Below are 16,972 nucleotides of genomic sequence, written 5' to 3'. Positions count from 1 at the left end.
TTACATTCCGAACCCGGAAGCTAAGCCTTACAGCGCCGATGGTACTGCAGGGGGGACCCTGTGGGAGAGTAGGACGCCGCCGAACAATCATTGTAGAAAACCCCGCACCATTACGGTGCGGGGTTTTCTGCGTTTAGGGTCGAGGCATGCGCTATGACCTCGTCATCTTCGACAACGACGGTGTGCTCGTCGACAGTGAGCCGATCTCCAACCGGCTCCTGGCCGCCTATCTCACCGAGCTCGGGCACCCGACGTCGTACGACGACTCCATTCGGGACTACATGGGCTCCGCCATGCACCGTGTGCACGACCTCGTGGAGGAGAGGACCGGTCGGCGGTTGCCGGCGGACTTCGACGACGTGTTCCACTCCCGGGTCTTCGCCGCGTTCGAGCGGGAGCTGAAGCCGGTCGTCGGCGCCACGGACGTACTCGAGAAGCTGGCCGCCGACGGGATGCCGTACTGCGTGGCGTCGTCCGGGAGCCATGAGCGGATCCGGGTCGGGCACCGCACCACGGGGCTCGACCGGTGGTTCGACGACGAGCGCGTCTTCAGCTCGCAGGACGTGGGCCGGGGCAAGCCGGCCCCGGACCTGTTCCTGTACGCGGCCGCACGCATGGGCGTGACACCCGAGCGGTGCCTCGTCGTCGAGGACAGTCCGCTGGGCGTCCAGGCGGCGGTCGCGGCCGGAATGGACGTGTACGGGTTCACCGCGATGACGCCCGCCGGGAAACTGGGCGCGGCCGCACGGCTCTTCGGGGACATGCGGGAGCTGGCCGCCCTGCTCTCACCGCCTCGAAGCTGAATCCAATTCATCTTTGACTGGATCTACCCACCGGTACCCCCGCGCCCTACGCTCGCCGCCATGACTGATGTGCTGCGGCGCGGCAGGGCCTCACTGGCCTTCAGCTTCCTGGTGCAGGGCGTCGCCTTTGCTCTGCTCGTGACGCGGATTCCCGCCATCCAGGACCGGTACGGGGTGTCCGACGCGCTGCTGCCGGCCTTCCTCGCCGCCGTGCCGATCCTGGCGGGCATCGGAAGCGTCACGACGGAGCGGCTGGTCAAGCGGATACCGCCGAGCCGGTTGCTGCGGTGGTCGCAGCCGGTCGTGCTGCTGGCCCTGCTCGGTGTGGGGGCGGGGGAGCGGATGGCGGTGCTCGGCGTGGCTCTGGCCGCGTTCGGGCTGGCCGTCGGCGTGCTGGACGCCTCGATGAACATGCTCGGGGTGAGTCTCCAGCGGACGTACGGGCGCAGCATCATGCTGAGTTTCCATGCCGCCTACAGCGCGGGCGGGATCGTCGGGGCGTCGCTCGCGTGGGTGGGGGCCCATGGGGAGCTGGCGCTGTGGGTGTCGTATCTCCCGGTGGTGCTGCTGCTGTTGCCGGCCGCGCTGGTCGGGAGCCGGTGGTACGTCGACGGTCCCGCGGCCGAGGAGGACACGCAGGAGACCGGGAAGGGCGCGGGCGGCGGTCTCAAGTGGCTGTTGCCGCTGTGTCTGGTCATGACGGTGGCGTACATCGGGGACTCGACGGTGTCCAACTGGAGTGCCAAGTACCTCCAGGACGTGCTGGGGAGTTCGGAGCAGCTGGCGACCGTCCCGTACAACGTCTATATGGTCACCACGCTGCTGGGGCGGGCGATCGGGGATGTCGGGGTGCGGCGCTTCGGTGCCGTGGCGGTGGTGCGGGCGGGGGCGCTGGTGGCGGCGGTGGGGTTCGCCGTGGTGGCGGGGGCGTCCGGTGCGTGGGTGGGGATGCTGGGGTTCACGCTGCTGGGGCTCGGGCTGTGTGTGCTGGTGCCGCAGACCTTCGCGGCGGCCGGGCGGCGGGCCCACGAGAGCGGGCGTCCGGGGGCCTCGGACGCTGCCGTGGCGCGGCTCAATGTCTTCAATTATGTGGGCTTTCTGATCGGTTCGCCGTTGGTGGGGGCGCTGGGTGACGCCTGGAGCTATCGCGGGGCGATGCTGGTGCCGATGGTGTTGGTGCTGGTGACACTGGTGTACGCCAAGTCGTTCGTGGATCAACCGGACCGATACGGTGGCGGGCATGAGCGGGCGCGCACAGCTGATGTGGGACGAGGCGGTAACGGGCTATGACTTCGGTCGGGACCATCCGATGGACCCGGTCCGGCTGGCGCTGACCCGGAGCCTGGTGGGTGCCCTCGGGCTCGACCGTGAGGTGGAGGTGGTCGCCGCGAAGGCGGCCGGCGAGTCGACGCTGCGGCTCGTCCACCGGGAGGACTACATCGAGGCGGTGCGGGCCGCGTCGGCCGACCCGGCGTCGGCGGACCAGTCGTACGGGCTGGGTACGGTGGACGATCCGGCGTTCGCCGGGATGCACGAGGTGTCCGCGCTGATCGCGGGGCAGTCGGTGGGCGCGGCGGAGGCCGTATGGCGTGGGGAGACGCCGCACGCGGTGAACTTCGCGGGCGGGCTGCATCACGCCATGCCGGGTGCGGCCTCCGGGTTCTGTGTGTACAACGACGCCGCGCTGGCCATCGCGCGGCTGCTGGAGCTGGGCGCCGAACGGGTCGCGTACATCGACGTCGACGTGCATCACGGGGACGGGGTGCAGGCGGCGTTCTGGGAGGACCCGCGGGTGCTGACGATCTCCCTGCACGAGCATCCGCGGACGTTGTTCCCGCAGACGGGATGGCCCGAGGAGACGGGTGCGGCCGGTGCCGAGGGCGGCGCGGTGAATGTCGCCCTGCCGGCCGGGACCGGCGACGCCGGGTGGCTGCGGGCGTTCCACTCCGTCGTACCGGAGCTGATCGCGGACTTCCGGCCGCAGGTACTGGTGACGCAGCACGGTGCCGATACGCACTTCGAGGATCCGCTGGCCCATCTGGCGGTGTCGCTGGACGCGCAGCGGGCGGTACAGGTGGCGTGCCACGAGCTGGCGCACGAGTACGCCGACGGCCGCTGGGTGGCCCTCGGCGGCGGCGGTTACGCGGTGGTGGAGGTGGTGCCGCGGTCCTGGACGCATCTGGTGGGGATCGCGGCCGAACGGCCGGTGGACCCGACGACGATGATCCCGGAGGGCTGGCGGCAGGAGGTGTACGCCCGGACCCGGCTGCCGGCGCCGCGGCGGATGACGGACGGGCGGTGGCCGGTGTCGTGGGCCGGGTGGGACGAGGGGTACGACCCGGCGGACCGGCTGGACCAGGCGATCCTGGCGGCTCGGCGGGCGGCCTTCCCGCTGCGGGGGCTGCTGCCCTGACGGCCGTACGGATGTTCCGTTACGCCGACCGTGCGATGTCCCGCCGTTTCCGGCCCGCCCCGGCCCCGTATCCCGGACCATCGCTTCCGTGCAGACCACCGCCGAGCTTCGCGCGCATCTTCTCACCGCCCGGCTCGCCGGGGTCGTGGGCACCACGCGGGAGGAGAGCCTGCGGAGCTATCGGCTGTTCGCCGCGCGGGATCCGCGCCTGCTGATCGGACTGGACCCCGAACGGGTATGGGGCGAGCGGGAGTTGCTCGCTCTGATGTCGGAGAGATGCGGGGTTCTGGACGACCCCGCGCGCACCTTCGGCCATGATGTGATCGACCCCGAGCGGACCCTGACCGCCCTGGACGCGTTCGCGGAGCGGCTGGCGGTCGTCGCGGAGCGTGGCGGGCCGGTGCTGCTCGGCACCGGACATCCGCACCGGATGCTCGGCTTCTACGTCGCTCTGGCAGACGCCTTGTCGGCGGCGGGATGTGCCGTCCTCACCCCCGCGCAGGGTCGCTCTGTCGACATAACGACCCGGTTCGGTCTACGTACCCGCAACCTCGACTACGTCCGGGGAGTCGGGCTCGTCCGGAGCGCGACCGCGGAACGCCCCGGTTGTGAGCCGGGCGCACACACGCACTCCCCCCTCCCGGTTCGGACCGCGCTCGCCGCGGCGGCGGATGCCGGCGGGCCGCTTCCGGAATTGGTGATCGGAGACCATGGCTGGGTCTGCGGTGCAGGTCAGCTGGGGTTCGAGGCCATCGGGACGGCCGATGTGAACGACCCCGCGCCGTTCGTCGGTGAGGCCGAGGGGCTCGTCGCACTCGTCGTTCCACTTGATGACGGTGTGCGGTCCGATTACTACCTGCCGCTGACCCGCTACGTACTCAATCGAGCGTGTCTGTCACAGTAGGCCGCCGATGGGTGCACCTCTTCCCCACTCGCATCACCCGCCCCTACATTGGGGAGTGAGCACGCAGCGACGAAGAGTCACCGGAAGGGGAAGCCGGTGGCCGTCGAGTGCGGAAGGTTCAGGTGTGTCATGGCTGCAGCTGGCGAAAGGCCTCTGAACGAGGTTCAGTTCCTTACCGTGGCGGAAGTCGCCTCGGTGATGCGAGTGTCGAAGATGACCGTGTACCGGCTGGTGCACAGTGGTCATCTGCCCGCGATCCGGGTGGGGCGGTCCTTCCGCGTCCCGGAGCAAGCGGTTCACGAGTACCTCCGCGAGAGTTACGTGGGGGTGGAAACCGCCTGACGGCGATCCGGGGAGGCCTTCATCGGGCACTCAGGGGCCTCCCCGGTCACCTCGATTACGGTCTCAGCGCTCGGGCGGGTAGGCTAGCCCCTCGTAGGTCGTGTGGGCCCATGGCGCCCAAACACCGAGTGATGAGAAGTGAGCGAGGGTAGTCGTGGGCTCTGTTATCAAGAAGCGGCGCAAGCGGATGGCCAAGAAGAAGCACCGCAAGCTGCTCAAGCGCACGCGCGTCCAGCGTCGCAACAAGAAGTAAGCGACAGCGCGAGAGCGTGTCCAGTGGCCCCCCACCGCACACCGGTGGGGGGCTGCTGTCATTCGTATGTCCGCGATCTCATGGGTGCGTCCGGCATTCGTACGTCCCGGGGATGTCATCACTTCAAGTATCCGGTCGACACCACAGAGCTACGGCGACCCGCTAGGTTGGCCGTCGGGGGCAGGGCGAGAGGAAGGCGCTGATCTTGGGAAAGGTCGTGCTCGTGACCGGGGTGGCCCGTCCGCTGGGCGGCCGTTTCGTCCGGCGGATTCTGCGGGATCCCGAGGTGGACCGGGTCGTCGCCGTGGACGCGGTCCCGCCCGGGCATCATCTGGGCGGCGCCGAGTTCGTCCAGGCGGACATCCGGCAGCCCGGCATCGCGCGGGTGCTCGCGGAGGCGGGCGCCGACACGGTCGTCCACCTCGACGTGACCGGCACACCGCTGGGCAGTGGCAGCCGGGCCACGCTCAAGGAGACCAACGTCATCGGCACCATGCAGCTCCTCGGTGCCTGCCAGAAGTCGCCGAACATCCGGCGGCTGGTGGTGAAGTCCAGTACCAACGTCTACGGTTCGGCGCCCCGCGACCCCGCGGTCTTCACCGAGACGACCCCGCCCAAGTCGCTGCCGAGCGGCGGCTTCGCGAAGGACACCGTCGAGGTCGAGGGCTATGTGCGCGGCTTCGCGCGCCGTCGTCCGGATGTCGCCGTGTGCGTGCTGCGGTTCGCCAACATCCTGGGCCCGGCCGCGGACAGCCCGCTCGCCTCGTACTTCTCGCTGCCGGTGCTGCCGACCGTGTTCGGCTACGACCCGCGGCTGCAGTTCGTGCACGAGGACGACGTCATCGAGGTGCTGCGGATCGGCTCGCACGAACCGAGGCGTTCCACGCTCAACAGCGGCACGTTCAACATCGCCGGTGACGGCGTTCTGCTGCTGTCGCAGTGTGCGCGGAGGCTGGGCCGGCCCACGGTGCCGCTGCTGCTTCCCGCGGTCACCTGGGCGGGCTCGCTGGTGCGTACGCTGGGGATGACGGACTTCTCGCCCGAACAGATCCGGCTGCTGACGCACGGACGGGTGGTGTCGACGGACCAGATGCGGGAGACGCTGGGCTTCACCCCGAAGTACTCGACTGCTGAAACGTTTGCGGACTTCGTGCGCAGCCGTGGCCCCGGACTGCTTCCGCCGGAGACGGTCGCGAGGGCCGTCGACCGGATCGCCGCGCTGCCCGTGCCGGGCGGCTCTCACCTCCCGACGCAGAGCGCCAACCGAGGAGCGTTGCAACGATGACGGACGCCAAGGTCATTCCGTTCGACGACGACCACCGCTCTCGCGGGGGTGCCGCGCAGCGCCCCTCGCGCCGCCGGGGTGCGGGGAGCCGGCGCCAGGGCACCGGGCAGCCCGCGGCGGTCGGGGAGGTCCAGCCACTGCCGGGAGTGGCGTCCGTGCCGGAGGATGATCCGGTGAGCGGTGCGGACGAGCAGGCCCAGGAGCAGGTCGAGGTCAGCGCCGGCGACGGCTCCGGTGGTCTGGAGCGGCGCGTCGCGAGCGGGCTGGCGTTTCTGCGCCGCCGGCTCACCGGGGAGTACGACGTCGACGACTTCGGTTACGACGAGGAGCTCACCGACCAGGTCCTGATGTCGCTGCTGCGCCCGATGTACGAGAAGTACTTCCGGGTCGAGGTGAAGGGCATCGAGAACATTCCGGCGGAGGGCGGTGCGCTGATCGTCGCCAACCACTCCGGGACGGTGCCGGTGGACGGGCTGATGATGCAGGTCGCCGTCCACGACCATCATCCGGCCGACCGGCATCTGCGGCTGCTCGCGGCGGACCTGGTGTTCATGCTGCCGGTGGTCAACGAGCTCGCCCGTAAGCTCGGGCACACCCTGGCCTGTGCGGAGGACGCCGAACGGCTGCTCGCGCAGGGGGAGTTGGTGGGCGTGATGCCGGAGGGGTTCAAGGGCATCGGGAAGCCGTTCAGCGAGCGGTACAAGTTGCAGCGGTTCGGGCGGGGCGGGTTCGTCTCGACCGCGTTGCGGCAGGGCGCGCCGATCATTCCGTGCTCGATCGTGGGGGCGGAGGAGATCTATCCGATGATCGGCAACGCGAAGACGCTGGCGCGGGTGCTGGGGTTTCCGTACTTCCCGTTGACGCCCACGTTTCCTTGGCTGGGGCCGTTGGGGGCGATCCCGTTGCCGACGAAGTGGACGATTCAGTTCGGTGAGCCGATCGCGACGGACGGGTATCCGGTGGAGGCGGCGGATGATCCGATGCTGATGTTCAATCTGACGGATCAGGTTCGGGAGCAGATTCAGCACACGCTGTACAAATTGCTGGTGCAGCGGCGGTCGGTGTTCTTTTGAGGCTGCGCCTCAACCAACTCCGGGCTCCGCGGTGGGGTGCGCTGGGTGTGGTGGGTGCGGGCCGGTGGGGGCTTGTCGCGTGGTTCCCCGCGCCCCTTTGGGGCGCCGTACCTCACGGCGTTGCGGAGGCGCGGGGAACTGCTGTTTCCCGCGCTACTCCGTGTCCTCCGCTTCGATTCCCAGGCCGGGGAGCAGGCCGGGGAGGAGGGGCGGGAGGGTGATGTCGGGGGCCGGGGGCGGGGTGAGGTTGTCTGTGGGCGGCGGAGGGGTCGTTGCCGTGTCGTTCTGCCTGGGGGGATCGAACAGGCCGCCCGTGTTGCCGCCCAGCAGGCTGTCGTCCTCGCGGTCGGGGGCGGTGGAAGCGGACGGGCCCGTGCTGTTCTCGCCCGAGGTGTCCGTGCCGGGGGACTGTTCGGAGGCCGCGCCGGACGGGGTGCCGGGCGTCGGCTCGGAGTCGCGCCGCCGGGTGCCGTCGTCGCCCTTGCCGGTGGAGGGCTCGGGGAGCAGGGACCGTAGGGGGGCGACGTCTTCGTCTATGGCGTCGAACACCGACGTGACCTGCTGACTCACATCCCCCAGCTGCACGGGCAGCCGGTCGCGCAGGGTGCCCCAGGCCTGCCGGTGGGACCGGGAGAAGGAGGAGAGCGCCTGCATGGGGCCCAGGGACTTCGGGTCGCGCTCGTACGCCTCGCGCAGCAGCCGGTGGCCCTCGGCGGCGTCGTGCCGCATGCCGGAGAGGGCGCGGCGGACCTCGCCGAGCGACTCGTGGTCGAGGGGGCCGCTGCGGTCGCGCTCCATCAGCCGGCGGGCTTCGCCGAGCCGGGTGGAGGCGTGGTCGAGGTAGACCCGGCCGCGCTCGTCGTTTCCGTCGGCGAGGCCGAGCTTGACGTCCTCGATGCCGCGCTTGAGGCCGTACAGCGAATCGCCGGGCAGGGCGTCGGAGCTCGCGGCGGCGACTCCGCCGAGGGCGCCGGCGGCGACACCGAGGGTGAGTCCGCCCGCCGTGAGCCCCTTGGCCAGCCTTGATCGTGGTCGCAGTCTGCCCAGCGGGGTCGCCCGGTGGGCGCCTCTGCGCGAGCGCTGTTCCCGTACGGACTGATCCGTCGCCCCGCCCGCCGCGGTGCCCTCCTGGAGCATGGCCTCGAACGCGGCCACCAGCTGGGCCCGCTGGACGACCTTGACCTCGGGGTCCAGTTCCGGTTTGGGCAGCGCGCCGAGGTCCGAGGTCAGCGCGAGCAGCTGTGTCTGCTCCGCCTGGGCGGCGCCGGCCGGGGCCGGCGCCGGTTCTTCGGACTGCTCGGCCGCCGAACCCTGGTCGGACTGCTCCTCCAGGGCCTGGGCGAAGGCGTTCGCCCGCCGGTGCGCCGATACGTTCGCGATCACTGGCGGCACCTCCTCTCGTCATCACGGTCGACTCCCCAGGGGGTCCTGAGGGTTCCCCGCCCTGACCACGGCCACACGATCGAGTGATCGAAGTCGGTCAGGGGGTGACCACAGGGAGCCTGTATCCCGCACAACGAGTGGCGCGGCACTTGGGTTACGGACATGGGATGACCGAATGAGGAAGCCAACCGGGTTTCACGTACCGTGAGTTGGATGTCGCGGAGCGTGTTCCGGTCGGCGGGCGGGTGGTGGGTGGTGGGTGGCTGGTCGGGTCAGCGGGCGTCGTCCGGGAGGAGGCGGGCGAGGGTGCGTACGGCGCGGTACTGGAGGGTCTTGATCGCGCCCTCGTTCTTGCCCATGACGCGGGCGGTCTCGGCGACGGACAGACCCTGGAGGAATCGGAGCGTGACGCACTCCTGCTGTTGGGGGTTGAGTCGTCGTACGGCATCGAGGAGGGCGGCGTTGGACAGGGACTCGAGAACGGAATCCTCGGGGGAGCGCTCGACCTCGTTGGCGTCGAGCATCTCGCCGGTGGTGACCTCGAGGCGGAAGCGGCTGGACTTGAAGTGGTCCGCGACGAGGTTGCGGGCGATGGTCACCAGCCAGGCGCCGAAGTCGCGGCCCTGCCAGGTGAAGGTGCCGATGCGGCGTAGTGCCCGCAGGAACGTCTCGCTGGTGAGGTCCTCCGCGGTGGCCTTGCCGCCGACGCGGTAGTAGATGAAGCGGTACACCGTGTCGCTGTACTGGTCGTACAGCCGTCCGAAGGCTTCGGCCTCGCCGGCCTGGGCGCGCTCGACGAGGTCCATCATGCGGGCGCTGTCGCTGTCCGCGGCGGGGCGCCGGGCGGCGGGGGTGCCGGAGGTCGTCCGTGCGGCGGTTCCCCTGACGGCGGCTCCTCTGGCCGCGGCGGGGGTTGTGGGGTGGGTGGCGTGGCGCCCACGGCCGCCGAACGCGGCGCTGCCGTCGGCGAGGGCGTAACACGGGCCGGCGGCGGGGGCGGTGGCGAACGCGGGGACCGTGTGCGCGGCGGGGGCGATGCCGCGCAGCAGGTCTCGGGCTGTCGCGACTGTCGCGCGCAGCTTAGCCAGGCCCGAGGCGTCAACCCCGACGTGTGGGTACACGGGACTCCCAGAGGCAGAGCTTCCATCACGTGCAGTGGGGGACCTTTCACCCGTGGTGATGATGGGTGGGGTCCGGAATGCGTCTGAGGAGAATAACGCTTCGTGCAGGTGCCGCTACACCGAGTTGCTTAAATCGTCGGTTCCGTCTGTTTCGGTACGGGTTGGTGGTGGGTTGGGGGTGGGGTGCTGATCGGTTGGTGAACGGAAATGGTCGTGAATGGAGGTGGGGTGGGGCGGGTTGTGGCCGTGTTCAGCCAACTGTGCAGGACAGGGGGGTTGCGGGGTGGGGGAGTTGGATTGGGCGGGTGTTGACCGGTTGGCCGGTTCTGTCGCCGGGGTCGGGCCGGGGGTGTTGGCCGGTGGCCCGGGGTGGGGGCGTTGACCGGTGGCCCGGGGTGAGGGCTGGGCGGGGGTGTTTGCGCAGCCCGGCGCTTGCGGGGTGCCGTCGCGCCCACCCGTGCGGAGGGGTTGGGCAGGTGCCCGGTGTTGGGGTGGAGCGGGGGGTGTTCGCGCGGCCCGGCGCTTGCGGGGTGCCGTCGCGCCCACCCGTGCCGCCCCAGCGGCACGACTGCCCGCGGAGGGCGGAGGGTGGAGTGGGGGGCGCGGAGCGTTTGGGTCAGCGGCGTTTGCGGTGGAGGGTGATGGCGGCTGCTGTGCCGCCTGCCACCGCGCCCAGGCCCGCTGCTGCGGGGATGCCCACCTTGGCCGCCTTGCGGCCGGTGCGGTAGTCGCGCAGACGCCAGTCCATGCGCCGGGCGTGCTTGCGGAGCTTGGAGTCGGGGTTGATCGCGTAGGGGTGGCCCACCAGCGACAGCATCGGGATGTCGTTGTGGGAGTCGCTGTACGCGGCGCAGCGGCCGAGGTCGAGTTCCTCCGCCAGCGCCAGCGCGCGTACCGCCTCCGCCTTCGCCGGGCCGTGCAGCGGTTCGCCCACCAGTTTGCCGGTGTACACGCCGTCGACCGACTCCGCGACCGTGCCGAGCGCTCCCGTCAGCCCCAGCCGGCGCGCGATCACCTGCGCGATCTCCACCGGCGCCGCCGTCACCAGCCACACCCGCTGCCCCGCGTCCAGGTGTGCCTGTGCCAGTGCCCGGGTGCCCGGCCAGATCCGCTCGGCCATGTACTCGTCGTAGATCTCCTCGCCGATGGACTGCAGCTCGGCGACGCGGTGGCCCTTGACGATGGAGAGCGCGGAGTCGCGGGCGTCCTGCATGTGCTCGGGGTCCTCGACCCCGGCCAGCCGGAACCACGCCTGCTGCCAGGCGAACCGGGCGAGGTCGCGGGTCTCGAAGAACTTCCGCTTGTACAGGCCCCGTCCGAAGTGGAACAGGGCGGCGCCCTGCATCACCGTGTTGTCCAGGTCGAAGAACGCGGCGGCCCGTTCGTCCCCGGGAACCGGGAACTCCAGTTCGCGTTCGGGAACTTCCTGGGTGGACTTGCGTGCTGCCTCCGCCGAGGCCTCGCCTGCCAAAACGCTGCGCGCCGTGGCGGAGCGCCTACGGGGAGTGAGCCATCCGAGAGCGGCCATGGCGTGAGCATAGCCAGTCGGCCGGGGTGTTCCGTCGCAGAGAGGTTCGCAAGCCGTGAACTCTCCGGGTCCGTGGCGTTAAGGCCCGTACTGGGCCGCGCGCGACAATGGCCCGTATGAGTCCTCTCTTCCGCAGCACGACCCCGGCCGCCTCGCGGGACCGGCTCGTCACCCTCGTCCGCAAGCCCGGCTGTCATCTGTGCGACGACGCGCAGGTGGTGGTGGAGAAGGTGTGCGCGGAGCTCGGCGTCCCGTGGGAGGGGAAGGACATCACCCGGGACCAGGAGCTGCACGACCGCTACTGGGAGCAGATCCCCGTCGTGCTCGTCGACGGCCGCCAGCACACGTTCTGGCGTGTGAACGAGGACCGTCTCCGCAAGGCCTTGACAGACTGACCGGCCAGTCCAAAATGGCTGGAAGGTCGCTTAGGATCGATGGTGTCTTGGTCTCGGGGGCGGGATTCGCAGAGGAGAGTGTGCGGTTTTGCCCCCAGAAGGAAAGGAACGGTGGTGCTCGTGCGCCGGTTCCGCAGCAGTGCGCCGGGGGCGCGTGACCCCGGTCACGTTGGCCGGGCAAATCGGACACAATCTTTGTGCACGCGTTCACAAAGACATAGCCTGCATGCGACGGGGCGGTCCGGGGACGTATGACCGCCTGAAGCCCCGCTCTACCCGCAGGAGCACCGTGGCAACTGGCCGAACTCACCGACCGGCGACCCGTAGCCGAGGGATTCCCGAGGCCACCGTCGCCCGCCTTCCGCTGTACCTCCGCGCCCTCACCGCGCTCTCCGAGCGCTCGGTGCCCACGGTCTCCTCGGAGGAGCTGGCGGCCGCCGCGGGGGTCAACTCCGCGAAGCTGCGCAAGGACTTCTCCTACCTGGGCTCCTACGGCACGAGGGGCGTCGGCTACGACGTCGAGTATCTCGTGTACCAGATCTCCCGCGAACTCGGGCTCACCCAGGACTGGCCGGTCGTGATCGTCGGCATCGGAAACCTCGGCGCGGCCCTCGCCAACTACGGCGGGTTCGCCTCCCGCGGTTTCCGCGTCGCCGCGCTGATCGACGCCGACCCCGCGATGGCCGGGAAGCCCGTCGCCGGCATCCCGGTGCAGCACAGTGACGAGCTCGAGTCGATCATCCAGGACAACGGCGTGTCGATCGGCGTCATCGCCACCCCCGCCGGTGCCGCCCAGCCCGTGTGCGACCGACTCGTCGCCGCCGGTGTCACCTCGATCCTGAACTTCGCGCCGACCGTGCTGACCGTCCCGGACGGTGTCGACGTACGCAAGGTCGACCTCTCCATCGAGCTGCAGATCCTCGCCTTCCACGAGCAGCGCAAGGCCGGCGAGGAGGCCACCGCCCAGACGTCCGCCCCCGCCCCGGCCGCCGCCCGCCGGGACTCCGCCACCGACCAGGGGCCCGACGGGGACGTACCCGCCGTGATGCCGGCATGAGTCTCCTCGTCGTAGGACTGAGCCACCGCAGCGCGCCCGTCAGCGTGCTGGAGCGGGCTTCGCTGGGCGTGGACGCGCAGGTCAAGCTGTTGCAGGACACGGTCGCGGCGGAACCCGCCGCCGAGGGAGCGGTCCTCGCCACCTGCAACCGCATCGAGCTGTACGCCGACGTGGACAAGTTCCACGCCGGTGTCGCCGAGCTGTCCACGCTGCTCGCCCAGCACAGCGGGGTCGGCCTGGAGGAGCTCACTCCCTATCTCTATGTGCACTACGAGGACCGTGCCGTCCACCACCTGTTCTCGGTGGCCTGCGGCCTGGACTCGATGGTCGTCGGCGAGGGGCAGATCCTCGGCCAGATCAAGGACGCGCTCGCCCGCGCGCAGGAACTGCACACCGCCGGGCGGCTGCTGAACGACCTGTTCCAGCAGGCGCTGCGGGTCGGCAAGCGCGCCCACTCCGAGACCGGCATCGACCGGGCCGGGCAGTCCCTGGTCACGTTCGGCCTGGAGCAGCTGGCCGCCGGCGCGCCCGTCGAGGGCTGGGCCCGGGACAAGAAGGCGCTGGTCATCGGTGCCGGTTCGATGTCCTCGCTGGCCGCGGCCACGCTCGCGCGGGCCGGTGTCGGCGAGATCGTGATCGCCAACCGCACGTCCGACCGCGCCGAGCGGCTGGCCGAGATCCTCGCCGAGGGTGACGATACGGACGTACTGGCCCGCGCGGTTCCGATGGGATCGGTGCCGTTCGAGCTGACACGTGCCGACGTCGTCGTCTCCTGCACCGGTGCGACGGGCCTGGTGCTGACGGCCGACGCGATCGCCGCGGGCGTCGAGAGCCGGATGGGCGAGCTGCAGGTCATCGACCTGGACGAAGAGGCGTCCGAGGCGGCCGCCCTCCCGCCCACCTCTGTGGGCACCGAGGACGGCTGCCCGCTGGACCTGTCCGCCGTACAGCCCGGTTTCTCCGTGATGGGCGAGGCCGCCGTCGCGGGCATGGACACGGCGACGCTGGAGCAGCACGCCGCGTGGGCCGCGGGTACGACCGTGGAGCGCCGGCAGAACGAGCGGACCGGCCCGGAGGCCGACGCCGAGCTGATCGGCGCGCTCGCCGCGACCGCGTCCACCGTCGGCCGGATCCCCGAGCGGCGCCGCCCGGAGCCGGTGGCCGTACCGCCGCGCCCCGCGCCCGTACTGTTCCTGCTGGACCTGGCGATGCCGCGGGACATCGACGCGGCCGCACACCGGCTCGCCGGGGTCCGGCTCGTCGACATCGAGTCGCTCGCGGAAGCGTCCGCGGACGCTCCGATGGCTGCCGATGTGGACCAGGTCCGGCGTATCGTCTCCGACGAGGTCGCCGCGTTCGGGGCGGCACAGCGGGCGGCGCACATCACGCCGACCGTCGTCGCCCTGCGCACCATGGCGGCCGATGTGGTGGCCGGCGAGATCGCCCGACTGGAGGGGCGGCTTCCCGGCCTGGACGAGAAGCACCGCGCGGAGATCACCCAGACCGTGCGGCGCGTGGTCGACAAGCTGCTGCACGCGCCGACGGTCCGGGTCAAGCAGCTCGCGGCCGAGCCCGGCGGCGCCGGGTACGCGGACGCGTTGCGCACCCTGTTCGACCTCGACCCCGAGACGGTGGCCTCCGTCTCCCGAGCCGAGGAAAGCACCGAGAAGAACGCAAGGAACCGAGGGCCGGCATGACTGAGAAGGCACTGAGGCTGGGGACCAGGCGCAGCAAGCTCGCCATGGCCCAGTCCGGGCAGGTGGCGGAAGCCGTGAGCCAGGTGACCGGACGGCCCGTCGAGCTCGTCGAGATCACCACGTACGGCGATGTCTCGCGCGAACACCTCGCGCAGATCGGCGGCACGGGCGTGTTCGTCGCCGCGCTGCGCGAGGCGCTGGCGCGGGGCGAGGTGGACTTCGCGGTGCACTCGCTGAAGGACATCCCGACCACGCAGCCCGACGAGCTGGTCGTGGCGGCCATCCCGGTGCGCGAGGACCCGCGCGACGTGATGATCACACGGGACGCGCTGAAGCTGAACGATCTGCCGCGCGGCGCCCGCATAGGCACCGGCTCGCCGCGCCGCATGGCGCAGTTGAACGCGTACGCGCGCAGCCACGGCATGGAATTCGAGACGGTCCCGATCCGGGGCAACATCGACACCCGCATCGGGTACGTCACCAAGGGCGACCTCGATGCCGTGGTGCTGGCGGCCGCCGGGCTGAACCGGGTCGGCCGCAGCGACGAGGTGACCGACTTCCTGTCGGTCGACACTGTTCTGCCCGCTCCCGGCCAGGGAGCACTGGCGGTCGAGACCACCGCGGACAACGCGGAACTCATCGCCGCGCTCGCCGAACTCGACGACCCGTTCACGCGGGCCGCCGTGACGGCCGAGCGTTCCCTGCTCGCCGCCCTCGAGGCCGGCTGCAGCGCACCCGTGGGTGCGCTCGCCGACCTCGTGGCCGACGGGCGGGTTGTCAAGGAGATGCGCCTGCGCGGCGTCGTCGGGTCGACCGACGGCGCGACGCTGGTGCAGCTGTCCACCACCGGTCCCGTGCCCGAGACGCACGAGGCGGCGATGGCGCTCGGTCGCGAACTCGCCACCGAGATGCTCGCGCAGGGCGCGGCCGGTCTGATGGGGGAGCGAGCACAGTGAGCCCCACCACCCTTCCCGCCCCTCCGGAACACGGGCACGTCACCTTCCTCGGTGCCGGACCCGGGGATCCGGGACTGCTGACCCTGCGCGCCGTGGAGGCGCTGGCGAACGCGGACGTTCTCGTCGCCGAGCACGAGGTGCTCGACGTCGTACGCACGCACGCGAGGCAGGGCGTCGCCGAAGTGCACACGGACTCCGACTTGTCGGAACCGGGCACGGGCACGCCCCAGCTGACGGTCGTTGACGGCGCGTCAACAACCGTTGGTGCCCCCGCGATGCGGGATGCGGCACATCTTGTCATGGAGGCCGCGCGGGGCGGCAGGCGGGTCGTGCGTGCGGTGACCGGTGATCCCGGACTCGACGCGTACGCCGCCGAGGAGATGCTGGCGTGCGCCTCGGCCGGGGTGCCGTTCGAGGTCGTCCCCGGTATCGCGACCGCCGTCGGCGTGCCCGCGTACGCCGGTGTGCCGCTGCGGGACGCCCAGGGCGCGGACGTCAGGTTCGTCGACGCGCGTACGGCGTCCGACCGGTGCTGGACGGAGGTCGGAGCGTCGGACGGCACGGTGGTCGTCTCCACCACGCTCGACTCCGTGGCGGCAGCGGCGGGCGAACTGGTGTCCGCCGGTCGCAAGCCCGACACCCCGATGACGGTCACCGTCGCCGGTACGACGACCCGGCAGCGCACCTGGGCGGCGACGCTCGGCACGATCGCGCAGACGCTGAAGCAGGCGAAGGTGCTGCCGTCCCCGGACGGCGGCCGCCCGGTGATAGCCGTGGTCGGTGAGCGCAGCGCCCCCGCCCGCCGCGACGAGCTCGCGTGGTTCGAGTCCAAGCCGCTGTTCGGCTGGAAGGTGCTCGTGCCGCGGACCAAGGAGCAGGCGGCGTCGCTCTCCGACCAGCTGCGGTCGTACGGTGCCGTACCGCACGAGGTCCCGACCATCGCGGTGGAGCCGCCGCGTACCCCGCAGCAGATGGAGCGGGCGGTCAAGGGCCTGGTGACGGGCCGCTACGAGTGGATCGCGTTCACGTCGGTCAACGCGGTGAAGGCGGTCCGCGAGAAGTTCGAGGAGTACGGTCTCGACGCGCGCGCCTTCGCGGGTATCAAGGTCGCCGCGGTGGGCGACCAGACGGCCGCCGCGCTGATCGACTTCGGCGTACGTCCCGACCTGGTCCCGAGCGGTGAGCAGTCCGCCCGTGGTCTGGTCGAGGACTGGCCTCCCTACGACCCGGTCTTCGACCCGATCGACCGTGTCTTCCTCCCGCGCGCCGACATCGCCACGGAGACCCTGGTCGCCGGGCTGATCGAGCTGGGCTGGGAGGTCGACGACGTCACGGCGTACCGCACCGTGCGTGCCTCGCCGCCTCCGGCGGAGACCCGTGAGGCGATCAAGGGCGGCGGTTTCGACGCGGTCCTGTTCACGTCCTCGTCGACGGTCCGGAACCTGGTCGGCATCGCCGGCAAGCCGCACAACGTGACGGTCATCGCCTGCATCGGCCCGGCCACGGCGAAGACGGCGGAGGAGCACGGCCTGCGCGTGGACGTGATGGCCCCCGAGCCGTCGGTCCACAAGCTGGCCGAAGCCCTGGCCGACTTCGGCACCAGGCGCCGCCTGGCGGCACTGGACGCGGGCGACCCGGTGACCCGCCCGAGCGAGCGGCGCCCGGGGGCACGGAGACGCCGGTCTACAACGTGAGGTGAGTAGGGGCGCCCTTTCGGGGGCGCCCTTCTTCGTCCGGCCTCCGACGTCACCAACGTGTCGGG

General features: G+C 70.9%; 16 protein-coding genes and 1 rRNA gene. 14 read left to right on the top strand and 3 right to left on the bottom strand.

All coding sequences use genetic code 11. The features are described from left to right. From rrf to IF28_RS0120355, 9 genes are all read left to right on the top strand, one after another. Window positions 1-85: ribosomal RNA gene (gene rrf, locus IF28_RS37095) — 5S ribosomal RNA — on the top strand; the annotation flags it as partial. A gap of 61 nt (window positions 86-146) precedes the next feature. Beyond that, window positions 147-803, top strand: coding sequence for an HAD family hydrolase (locus tag IF28_RS0120390; RefSeq protein WP_030222284.1), 657 nt, complete (start codon window positions 147-149; stop codon window positions 801-803). 60 nt (window positions 804-863) lie between these two features. After that, a complete protein-coding gene (locus IF28_RS0120385) occupies window positions 864-2,093 on the top strand; it encodes an MFS transporter (protein WP_030222282.1) in 1,230 nt (409 codons plus the stop codon). Continuing rightward, complete coding sequence (locus IF28_RS0120380) at window positions 2,044-3,216, top strand: acetoin utilization protein AcuC (protein ID WP_030222280.1); 1,173 nt, start codon at window positions 2,044-2,046, stop codon at window positions 3,214-3,216. Before IF28_RS0120385 ends, IF28_RS0120380 begins: the two co-directional genes overlap by 50 nt. A gap of 88 nt (window positions 3,217-3,304) precedes the next feature. Next, window positions 3,305-4,120 carry a phosphatase gene (locus IF28_RS0120375; RefSeq protein ID WP_030222279.1) on the top strand — a complete coding sequence of 272 codons (816 nt, stop codon included), beginning with the start codon at window positions 3,305-3,307 and terminating at the stop codon, window positions 4,118-4,120. Window positions 4,121-4,249: 129 nt separating this feature from the next. Beyond that, entirely contained in the window at window positions 4,250-4,462 is a 213-nt protein-coding gene (locus IF28_RS0120370) for a helix-turn-helix domain-containing protein (RefSeq protein WP_004984898.1), read from the top strand. A gap of 154 nt (window positions 4,463-4,616) precedes the next feature. Next, window positions 4,617-4,715 (top strand): 30S ribosomal protein bS22, encoded by a 99-nt coding sequence (locus tag IF28_RS37915; RefSeq protein ID WP_003948845.1) that lies wholly within the window; start codon window positions 4,617-4,619, stop codon window positions 4,713-4,715. Window positions 4,716-4,920: 205 nt separating this feature from the next. Beyond that, a complete protein-coding gene (locus tag IF28_RS0120360; protein WP_030222277.1) occupies window positions 4,921-6,000 on the top strand; it encodes an NAD-dependent epimerase/dehydratase family protein in 1,080 nt (359 codons plus the stop codon). Continuing rightward, entirely contained in the window at window positions 5,997-7,073 is a 1,077-nt protein-coding gene (locus IF28_RS0120355) for a lysophospholipid acyltransferase family protein (RefSeq protein WP_030222275.1), read from the top strand. The genes IF28_RS0120360 and IF28_RS0120355 overlap by 4 nt, the downstream gene beginning before the upstream one ends. A 153-nt stretch (window positions 7,074-7,226) precedes the next feature. Here IF28_RS0120355 and IF28_RS0120350 read toward each other — a convergent pair whose 3' ends face one another. From IF28_RS0120350 to IF28_RS0120340, 3 genes are all read right to left on the bottom strand, one after another. Next, entirely contained in the window at window positions 7,227-8,456 is a 1,230-nt protein-coding gene (locus IF28_RS0120350) for a DUF5667 domain-containing protein (protein ID WP_030222273.1), read from the bottom strand. A 272-nt stretch (window positions 8,457-8,728) separates the two neighbouring features. Continuing rightward, window positions 8,729-9,577 carry an ECF subfamily RNA polymerase sigma factor, BldN family gene (locus tag IF28_RS0120345; RefSeq protein ID WP_030222270.1) on the bottom strand — a complete coding sequence of 283 codons (849 nt, stop codon included), beginning with the start codon at window positions 9,575-9,577 and terminating at the stop codon, window positions 8,729-8,731. A 616-nt stretch (window positions 9,578-10,193) separates the two neighbouring features. Beyond that, window positions 10,194-11,105, bottom strand: a complete 912-nt coding sequence (locus IF28_RS0120340; protein ID WP_051713801.1) for an HAD family hydrolase — start codon at window positions 11,103-11,105, stop codon at window positions 10,194-10,196. A 116-nt stretch (window positions 11,106-11,221) separates the two neighbouring features. On the opposite strand from IF28_RS0120340, the gene IF28_RS0120335 reads away from it, so the two are divergent. The 5 genes from IF28_RS0120335 to IF28_RS0120315 all read left to right on the top strand — a co-directional run bounded on the left by IF28_RS0120335 (window position 11,222) and on the right by IF28_RS0120315 (window position 16,904). After that, the gene (locus tag IF28_RS0120335) at window positions 11,222-11,500 is read left to right on the top strand and encodes a glutaredoxin family protein (protein WP_030222266.1); all 279 of its coding nucleotides are present in this window, start codon (window positions 11,222-11,224) and stop codon (window positions 11,498-11,500) included. A 289-nt stretch (window positions 11,501-11,789) separates the two neighbouring features. After that, entirely contained in the window at window positions 11,790-12,557 is a 768-nt protein-coding gene (locus tag IF28_RS0120330; protein WP_030222263.1) for a redox-sensing transcriptional repressor Rex, read from the top strand. Further along, window positions 12,554-14,254, top strand: a complete 1,701-nt coding sequence (locus tag IF28_RS0120325; protein WP_030222260.1) for a glutamyl-tRNA reductase — start codon at window positions 12,554-12,556, stop codon at window positions 14,252-14,254. Before IF28_RS0120330 ends, IF28_RS0120325 begins: the two co-directional genes overlap by 4 nt. Beyond that, on the top strand, window positions 14,251-15,210 hold the full coding sequence (gene hemC, locus IF28_RS0120320) for a hydroxymethylbilane synthase (protein ID WP_030222258.1): 960 nt from the start codon (window positions 14,251-14,253) through the stop codon (window positions 15,208-15,210). Before IF28_RS0120325 ends, hemC begins: the two co-directional genes overlap by 4 nt. Continuing rightward, window positions 15,207-16,904 carry a uroporphyrinogen-III synthase gene (locus IF28_RS0120315; protein ID WP_030222256.1) on the top strand — a complete coding sequence of 566 codons (1,698 nt, stop codon included), beginning with the start codon at window positions 15,207-15,209 and terminating at the stop codon, window positions 16,902-16,904. Before hemC ends, IF28_RS0120315 begins: the two co-directional genes overlap by 4 nt. Window positions 16,905-16,972: the final 68 nt, after the last annotated feature.

This window comes from Streptomyces sp. NRRL WC-3626, assembly GCF_000718785.1.
GTDB lineage: Bacteria > Actinomycetota > Actinomycetes > Streptomycetales > Streptomycetaceae > Streptomyces > Streptomyces edwardsiae.
This window is presented reverse-complemented; position numbering and strand designations above follow the sequence as displayed.

Excerpts from the sequence above, each read along its gene's own strand:
- IF28_RS0120390 (WP_030222284.1), top strand. The coding sequence starts at position 147 with ATGCGCTATGACCTCGTCATCTTCGACAACGACGGTGTGCTCGTCGAC.
- IF28_RS0120385 (WP_030222282.1), top strand. The coding sequence starts at position 864 with ATGACTGATGTGCTGCGGCGCGGCAGGGCCTCACTGGCCTTCAGCTTC.
- IF28_RS0120380 (WP_030222280.1), top strand. The coding sequence starts at position 2,044 with ATGAGCGGGCGCGCACAGCTGATGTGGGACGAGGCGGTAACGGGCTAT.
- IF28_RS0120370 (WP_004984898.1), top strand. The coding sequence starts at position 4,250 with ATGGCTGCAGCTGGCGAAAGGCCTCTGAACGAGGTTCAGTTCCTTACC.
- IF28_RS0120355 (WP_030222275.1), top strand. The coding sequence starts at position 5,997 with ATGACGGACGCCAAGGTCATTCCGTTCGACGACGACCACCGCTCTCGC.
- IF28_RS0120340 (WP_051713801.1), bottom strand. The coding sequence starts at position 11,105 with ATGGCCGCTCTCGGATGGCTCACTCCCCGTAGGCGCTCCGCCACGGCG.
- IF28_RS0120335 (WP_030222266.1), top strand. The coding sequence starts at position 11,222 with ATGAGTCCTCTCTTCCGCAGCACGACCCCGGCCGCCTCGCGGGACCGG.
- IF28_RS0120325 (WP_030222260.1), top strand. The coding sequence starts at position 12,554 with ATGAGTCTCCTCGTCGTAGGACTGAGCCACCGCAGCGCGCCCGTCAGC.
- hemC (WP_030222258.1), top strand. The coding sequence starts at position 14,251 with ATGACTGAGAAGGCACTGAGGCTGGGGACCAGGCGCAGCAAGCTCGCC.